The organism is Tianweitania populi (genome assembly GCF_014652875.1).
Classification (GTDB): Bacteria; Pseudomonadota; Alphaproteobacteria; order Rhizobiales; family Rhizobiaceae; genus Tianweitania; species Tianweitania populi.
The window spans coordinates 192485-200684 of the sequence record NZ_BMZQ01000005.1 but is presented as its reverse complement, the minus strand read 5'-3'; the positions used below and the strand labels follow the sequence as shown (position 1 = coordinate 200684).

Genomic DNA, 8200 nt, shown 5'->3' with positions numbered 1-8200 from the left:
GATCGCCTTGGCTGTTTGCGGCGGCATCGGCTACGGCGCCCATGTGCTGCTTTCGCCGACGCAAGGCGCCAATGCCGACATCCTGGGCGGCGTGGTCGGCGTGCTCGTGATCTACGTGTTTGCGATCGCCGACAAGGCGATGAACCTCAACATCATGTCGCGCCTGGCGCAGCAGGTGATCATCGTTTTGATCCCACCTTTGGCGCTGGTGTTCCTGGTGCTGGGCACGATCTTCTTGGGCATTGCGACACCGACCGAAGGTGGCGCCATGGGTGCCGTCGGCGCGCTGATCCTGGCAGGCTTCAAGGGCCGGCTGCGAATGGACGTGATTACCGGCGCGCTGATGTCGACGACGCGGCTGTCCGCTTTCGTGATGTTCATTCTGCTTGGCGCACGCGTGTTTTCGCTGACCTTCTATGGCGTGAACGGTCATGTTTGGGTGGAGCATCTGCTGACCTCCTTGCCGGGCGGCGAAGTCGGCTTCCTGATTGCGGTCAACTTCCTCGTCTTCTTCCTCGCCTTTTTCCTCGACTTCTTCGAGCTCGCCTTCATTATCGTGCCGCTGCTTGCACCGGCCGCAACCGCGATGGGCATCGACCTCATCTGGTTCGGCGTGCTGCTTGGGGTGAACATGCAAACGAGCTTCATGCATCCGCCCTTCGGCTTTGCGCTATTCTTCCTGCGCTCGGTTGCGGCCCGCGTGCCATATCTCGACCGTGTCACGGGCAAGAAGATCCAGCCGATCACAACTGGCCAGATCTACTGGGGCGCCGTGCCGTTCGTGGGCATCCAGCTCTTGATGGTGGCGCTCGTCATCATCTTCCCGGGCATGGTGATGCACTACAAGGGCAATGCGCAAGCCGTGGATCCCAACACGATCCAGATCGATATTCCGGGCTTCGGCGATCAGGGCGGCGGCATGCCAAGCTTCGAAGTGCCTTCGCTGGGTGCACCACCCTCCTTCGGCACACCGCCGGCCATCCCCGGCCAGGAAGGGCAGCCGTAGCGAAACATGTTCGGCGAAAACATCAATCCAAAACCGTCGGCTTAAACGATAGCCGATCAAGCTTTGGCTCTTTGCCTCTCTCTTAAAATGCAGATCATTCGCCTCGAACGCTTTCTTTTGCACAAGCCTGAGAATTTAGAACAAGCTTCGTGTCTGAACCTGTGCTCTCGATCCCAATATTGGTAGCCACGTATCCAGTTCCGTCACCCACATTTACGGACGGACGATCGTTACGACGCGCCACAACCATCTGATGTCTAAGAGAGCGCTGCGCGGTGCACTTTTGCTGATCGCCAGACGGACGTTAAACAGGATCAGGATCATGCCAGCCATGGACATAAAGGCCGAGGTGGCGGCGGCGACCGGCTGTAGTAGCTGAGCGGTTATCGCGACGATCTCTTTTTAAAGCTCCGCCGCGCTTCAAGGCAATTCCACGCTCGAACTTGCGCTTACCCCTATCCGCCGTTATGACGCCCGCACCGGTCGCAGCCTACCCGGTTATCAAAACAAGGGTCTCATAGATGAAAACCACAGTGGTCTGCTCCGGCGGACTGGATTCTGTTTCGCTTGCCTACATCGTTGCGGCCGAGCATGAACTCACCCGCCTCGTTTCGTTCGATTATGGGCAGAAACACCGCAAGGAAGTTGAGTTCGCCGCCCGCGCTGCAGAGCAGCTGGGCGTGCCGCATCACCTTTTCGATCTACGCCCGATCGGCGCCGCATTTACGGGCTCGGCATTGACGGACGACCTCGATGTACCCGACGGCCATTATGCCGAAGAAACGATGCGCATCACGGTTGTGCCTAACCGAAACGCAATCATGCTGACGATCGCTTTCGGCCTCGCTGCCGCAAAGGGCGAGGACGCTGTGGCAACCGCGGTGCATGGCGGCGACCACTTCATTTATCCGGACTGCCGGCCGAGCTTCACCGAAGCCTTCGACCGAATGCAGGCAGCTGCATTGGATGGCTATGCGCAGGTTAAGCTGCACACGCCGTTTGTAACAGCGACCAAGGCCGACATCGTTACGAAGGGCGCATTTTATGGCACGCCGTTTGCGCAAACATGGTCCTGCTACAAAGGCGGCGACATTCATTGCGGTCGGTGCGGCACCTGCGTCGAACGTCGCGAGGCCTTCCATATCGCTGGTGTGTCGGACCCCACCACCTATGCCGATACCGAATTCTGGTGCGAGGCTATCGACAACAGGAAGCCCGCCTGATGTTCCGGATTACCAAGGAATTTCACTTCTCTGCCTCGCACCAGCTCTCTCACTTGCGCACGGATCATCAATGCGCCCGGCTGCATGGCCACAACTACATCATCGTGGTCGAACTTGCCGCGCCTGTTCTCAATGAAGATGGATTCGTTCGCGATTACCACGAGCTGGCGCCCCTCAAGACCTATATCGATGGCACCTTCGATCATCGCCATCTCAACGACGTTCTGGATGGCCCATCCACTGCCGAAAACATGGCACGGCACTTCTTCGATTGGTGTTTTGCCCGCTGGCCCGAAGTCAGCGCCGTGAAGGTCTCGGAAACACCGAAGACCTGGGCCGAGTACCGGCCCATCCAGTCGTCATGACCTTACGCATCGCCGAGATCTTTGGTCCTACCATCCAAGGCGAAGGCGCGCTGATCGGTCAGCCTACGGTGTTCATTCGCGCTGGCGGTTGTGACTACCGCTGCTCGTGGTGTGACAGCCTGCATGCAGTGGACAGCCAACATCGTCATGACTGGCTTGCTATGGATCCAGAGGCGATTATGGCCGAGGTTGTCCGCTTGTCCGGCGGGCAGCCGATTACCGTGTCGATTTCCGGTGGAAATCCCGCCATTCAAGACTTTGCGCCGGTGATAAAATTAGGCAGGGCGAGCGGCTATCGCTTTGCCTGTGAAACGCAAGGCTCTATCGCGCGCCATTGGTTCTCCGAACTTGCAATGCTGGTGCTCTCGCCCAAGCCGCCGTCGAGTGGGCAAGGCACCAACTGGTCGGCTTTCGAGGAGTGTTTGACTGCTGCGAAAGGCACCGAGGTCGTGATGAAGATCGTGATCTTCGACGACCGCGACCTTCTTTGGGCGCGTGAAGCTGCCGCTCGTTATCCCGCGCTTGCGCTTTATCTCCAGCCCGGCAATCTGGATACTGACCCGCTTCAGCCTGTTTCCACCCAAAGCCTCAGCGACCGCCTCTTATGGCTGGTCGAGGAGACGGTAGGGAAAGGATGGCTCGTTCCGCACATTCTGCCGCAGTTGCATGTGCTAATTTGGGGCAACAAGCGCGGAGTTTGATACTCTGTTTCTCTCCGGGGAAGCCAATGGTCTTCACGAGACAAGACAGCGGATTGAAAAGCGGCCGGGCAAAGCCCGTGCACAGGCTGTCCATATCGCCGATCGCGGTCGTCTTCCTGCTTGCTACGTGGAGCGGCGTGAACTAGAAGGCCGGAAAAATCAGGCTTCGGACGCTCAGTTCGTTGAACAAAGGGGAAGATAGGCGTCGGAGAAGCGCCTTCTAAAGTGAGTGGAAGAGATCGGCTAAAAGCCGGCGCCGAAGGAGCAACCGCCCCGGAAACTCTCAGGCAAAGAGGACCTCTCACCTTCTAGAATCTGGAAAGAAATCGGGCCGACCAGGCCGGATTCGCCGACGGGATAACACTCTCAGGCAAAAAGGACAGATGGGGCTTCCAAGCGCGACAACGCGCGATCATTGCCGTCTCCGAGGGACGGCTTCGGGAGCCACTGAATGAACCATCAATCCGCACTGCGACGAACGCCGCTTTACCCTCTTCATGTCCAGTTAAACGGCAAGCTGGTGCCGTTCGCCGGTTACGAGATGCCGGTGCAATATCCGCTCGGCGTCCTGAAAGAGCACCTGCATACCCGGGCCGGAGCCGGCCTGTTCGACGTCTCGCATATGGGCCAGGTCATCGTGAAAGCGAAGTCGGGTGTTTATGCCGACGCCGCTTTGGCGCTGGAAGCGCTCGTGCCGATCGACATTCTCGGTTTGAAGGCCGGGCGCCAGCGCTACGGCTTCTTCACCAATGATGAAGGCGGCATTCTTGACGATCTGATGATCACCAATCGCGGCGATCACCTCCTTGTTGTCGTCAACGCCGCCTGTAAGGAAGTCGATCTCGCTTACATGCAGGCGCAACTCACCCATTGCGACGTCACCCTGCTGGAAGAGCAGGCGCTGATCGCGCTTCAGGGTCCCTGCGCGGAAGCCGTTCTGGCAACCCTGTGGGATGGTGCTTCGGCGATGACCTTCATGGATGTGCGCGACGCTGACCTGTGCGGAGCGCCCTGTGTGGTTTCGCGCTCTGGCTATTCCGGAGAGGACGGGTTCGAGATTTCGGTTCCCGCAGCGAAAGCCGAGGAAGTGGCGCAGGCCCTGCTCGACCACCCCGAATGTGAGGCGATCGGCCTTGGCGCGCGTGATTCGCTCCGCCTCGAAGCAGGACTTTGCCTTTACGGCAGCGACATAGACCAATCGACAACGCCGGTTGAAGCGTCCATCGAATGGGCCATTCAGAAGTCCCGCCGGACCGGCGGCGCACGTGAAGGCGGCTTTCCGGGCGCGCAGCGCATTCTGAGCGAGCTCAGCAACGGGGCGAGCCGCCGCCGTGTGGGTCTGAAGCCGGAAGGCAAGGCGCCGGTGCGCGCGCATGCGCAGCTTTTCGCGGATGCCGAAGGGCAAAGATTGATCGGCGAGGTCACCTCCGGCGGGTTCGGTCCGAGTGCGGAAGGCCCCGTTGCCATGGGTTATCTGCCCGCAGAGCACGCGGTCCCCGGTACACAGGTCTTTGCGGAGGTGCGCGGCAAGTATCTGCCGATGACCGTGTCTTCCATGCCCTTCATCACGCCGACCTACAAACGTTGACGTTTCATTTGATGCTGCTTCCGGATCAGGCTGCGCTGCAGCTGGCCCGGTGCACGCTAATTCCCGGAGAAAAGAGATGCTGAAATTTACCGCCGAACACGAATGGCTGAAGCTCGATGGCGATGTTGCCGCCGTTGGCATCACGCAACATGCTGCCGACCAGCTCGGCGACCTCGTTTTCGTGGAACTGCCGGAAATCGGAACCGAGCTCGCCAAGGGCGACAACGCCGCAACTGTTGAGAGCGTGAAGGCTGCTTCCGACGTTTACGCGCCTTTGGACGGCGAAGTGACCGAGGTCAACCAGGCGCTCGTCGACGATCCGTCGCTGGTCAATTCAGACCCGCAGGGTGCGTGGTTCTTCAAGCTCAAGCTGAAGAACCGTGCGGATGCCGACAACCTCCTGGACGAGGCGGCCTATCAGGACCTGATCGGATGAGTGACTCCATCGACTTCCATTTCACCGATTACGATCCCTACGATTTCGCCAATCGCCGGCATATCGGTCCCTCACCGGCCGAGATGGAGGCGATGCTGAAGGTGATCGGCTATCCTTCGCTCGATGCGCTCATCGACGCGACCGTCCCCTCCTCCATCCGCCAGCAGAAGCCGCTGGCCTGGGGCGCGGCGCTGACGGAGCGCGAAGCGCTCGACAGGCTGCGCGAAACCGCCAACAGGAACCAGGTGCTGACCTCGCTGATCGGCCAGGGCTATTACGGCACCGTCACACCGCCCGTTATCCAGCGCAACATTCTGGAAAATCCAGCCTGGTACACGGCCTACACGCCCTACCAGCCGGAGATCAGCCAAGGCCGCCTCGAGGCGCTCTTGAACTTCCAGACGATGATCTGCGACCTGACGGGGCTGGATGTCGCCAATGCCTCGCTGCTCGACGAGGCGACGGCTGCGGCCGAAGCCATGGCGCTGTGCCAGCGCCAGGCCAAGAACAAGGCAACCGCCTTTTTTGTCGACCAGAACTGCCATCCGCAGACCATCGCGCTGATCGAAACACGCGCGGCTCCACTCGGCTGGTCAGTGATCGTCGGCGATCCCGAGACCGACCTCGATCCAGTCGATGTGTTCGGCGCGATCTTCCAGTATCCCGGCACGCACGGACAGGTCCGTGACTTTTCCGGCCTGATCGCCCGCCTTCACCAGACCGGCGCGGTTGCTGCGATTGCGGCAGACCTGCTGGCGCTGACGCTTCTCAAGTCGCCGGGCGAAATGGATGCCGATATCGCAATCGGCACCACGCAGCGCTTCGGCGTTCCCGTCGGCTATGGCGGTCCGCATGCCGCTTACATGGCGGTGAAGGATGCGCATAAGCGCGCCATGCCGGGCCGTCTCGTCGGCGTGTCCGTGGATGCGCGCGGCAACCGCGCTTACCGTCTGGCGCTGCAAACCCGCGAGCAGCATATCCGGCGGGAAAAGGCGACCTCGAACATCTGCACCGCGCAGGTCCTTCTTGCCGTGATGGCCTCGATGTACGGCGTCTTCCACGGCCCCGACGGGTTGAAGGCAATCGCGCAGCAGGTCCACAAGAAGGCCGTGCTGATGGCCAAGGGGCTGGAACGGCTTGGTTATACGATTGAGCCCGACGGCTTCTTCGACACGCTTACCGTCGAGGTAGGCCACATGCAGGCGCTGATCCTGCGCGCGGCCGTGGCCGAGGGCGTAAACCTGCGCAAGGTCGGGACCACGAAGATCGGCATGTCGCTTGACGAGCGGACACGGCCTGCGACGCTCGAAGCGGTGTGGCGGGCATTCGGCGGCGCTTTCAAAGTCGCCGACTTCACCGCCGACTACCGGCTGCCATCCGCGCTTCTGCGAAAATCGGCTTACATGACGCATCCGATCTTCCACATGAACCGTGCGGAAAGCGAGATGACCCGCTATATCCGCCGGCTTTCGGATCGCGATCTGGCGCTCGACCGGGCCATGATCCCGCTCGGCTCCTGCACGATGAAGCTGAATGCGACGGCAGAAATGCTACCCATCACCTGGCCGGAATTTTCCGACATCCATCCCTTCGTGCCCGCCGATCAGGCGCTGGGCTACAAGGAGATGATCGACGACCTGTCGGACAAGCTGTGCCAGGTCACCGGCTATGACGCCTTTTCCATGCAGCCGAATTCGGGCGCGCAGGGGGAGTATGCGGGTCTTCTGACCATCCGCAACTACCACATGGCCAACAACGAGCCGCATCGCACTGTCTGCCTGATCCCGACCTCCGCGCATGGCACCAATCCCGCCTCCGCGCAGATGGCCGGCATGAAGGTGGTGCCGGTGAAGGCCATGGAAAACGGCGATGTCGATCTCGACGACTTCCGCGTCAAGGCCGAACAGCATGCTGCAAACCTGTCCTGCTGCATGATCACCTATCCCTCGACACATGGCGTGTTCGAGGAAACGGTGCGGCAGATCTGCGAGATCACACATACCCATGGCGGTCAGGTCTATCTCGACGGCGCCAACATGAACGCCATGGTAGGCTTGTCGCGTCCCGGCGACATCGGCTCCGACGTCAGCCACCTCAACCTGCACAAGACCTTCTGCATTCCGCATGGCGGCGGCGGTCCGGGCATGGGACCGATCGGCGTGAAAGCGCATCTGGCTGAGCATTTGCCCGGGCATCCGCAAAGTGATGGACGCGACGGTGCGGTGTCGGCGGCGCCGTTCGGCTCGCCTTCGATCCTGCCGATCTCCTGGTCCTATTGCTTGATGATGGGCGGCGAAGGACTGACGCAGGCGACCAAGGTGGCCATCCTCAACGCCAACTATATCGCTGCGCGGCTGAAGGGCGCTTATGATGTGCTCTACAAGTCGGAAGCCGGCCGCGTCGCCCATGAATGCATCATCGACACGCGTCCGCTCAATCCCGCTGCGGGCGTGACGGTGGACGATGTCGCCAAGCGCCTGATCGACTGCGGTTTCCACGCTCCAACCATGAGCTTCCCGGTTGCCGGCACGCTGATGATCGAGCCGACGGAATCGGAAACCAAGGCCGAGCTTGACCGCTTCTGCGATGCGATGCTGGCGATCCGCGAGGAAGCCCGCGCCATCGAAGAAGGCCGCATGGACAAGACCAACAACCCCTTGAAGAACGCACCGCACACGGTGGCCGATCTCGTCGGCGAGTGGGATCGTCCCTATTCGCGCGAACAAGCCTGCTATCCGCCCGGCGCGTTCCGCGTGGACAAGTACTGGTCGCCGGTCAACCGCGTCGATAATGTCTACGGCGACCGCAACCTGATCTGCTCCTGCCCGCTGATGGAAGACTACGCCGAGGCGGCCGAGTGACTCATGGATAAGGCGCAGTC

The 8200-nt window shown here is 60.7% G+C and carries 7 protein-coding genes and 1 riboswitch; all 7 genes read left to right on the top strand.

Features of this window, described 5'->3' with window-relative positions:
* Positions 1-1006, top strand: a 1006-nt coding sequence (locus tag IE166_RS19370) for a TRAP transporter large permease subunit (RefSeq protein ID WP_189507212.1), incomplete at its 5' end; no start/stop codon positions are given.
* A gap of 521 nt (positions 1007-1527) precedes the next feature.
* A complete protein-coding gene (queC, locus tag IE166_RS19365; RefSeq protein ID WP_189507210.1) occupies positions 1528-2229 on the top strand; it encodes a 7-cyano-7-deazaguanine synthase QueC in 702 nt (233 codons plus the stop codon).
* Positions 2229-2594: a 6-carboxytetrahydropterin synthase QueD gene (gene queD, locus IE166_RS19360; RefSeq protein ID WP_189507203.1), complete on the top strand. Its 366-nt coding sequence runs from the start codon at positions 2229-2231 to the stop codon at positions 2592-2594. The genes queC and queD overlap by 1 nt, the downstream gene beginning before the upstream one ends.
* Positions 2591-3295, top strand: coding sequence for a 7-carboxy-7-deazaguanine synthase QueE (gene queE, locus IE166_RS19355; RefSeq protein WP_189507202.1), 705 nt, complete (start codon positions 2591-2593; stop codon positions 3293-3295). Before queD ends, queE begins: the two co-directional genes overlap by 4 nt.
* Before the next feature lie 220 nt (positions 3296-3515).
* Positions 3516-3605: riboswitch (glycine riboswitch) on the top strand.
* Positions 3606-3746: 141 nt separating this feature from the next.
* The gene (gene gcvT, locus IE166_RS19350) at positions 3747-4883 is read left to right on the top strand and encodes a glycine cleavage system aminomethyltransferase GcvT (protein WP_189507200.1); all 1137 of its coding nucleotides are present in this window, start codon (positions 3747-3749) and stop codon (positions 4881-4883) included.
* A gap of 76 nt (positions 4884-4959) precedes the next feature.
* Positions 4960-5319, top strand: a complete 360-nt coding sequence (gene gcvH, locus IE166_RS19345) for a glycine cleavage system protein GcvH (protein WP_189507198.1) — start codon at positions 4960-4962, stop codon at positions 5317-5319.
* The gene (gene gcvP / locus IE166_RS19340) at positions 5316-8180 is read left to right on the top strand and encodes an aminomethyl-transferring glycine dehydrogenase (protein WP_189507196.1); all 2865 of its coding nucleotides are present in this window, start codon (positions 5316-5318) and stop codon (positions 8178-8180) included. The genes gcvH and gcvP overlap by 4 nt, the downstream gene beginning before the upstream one ends.
* Positions 8181-8200 lie beyond the last annotated feature (20 nt).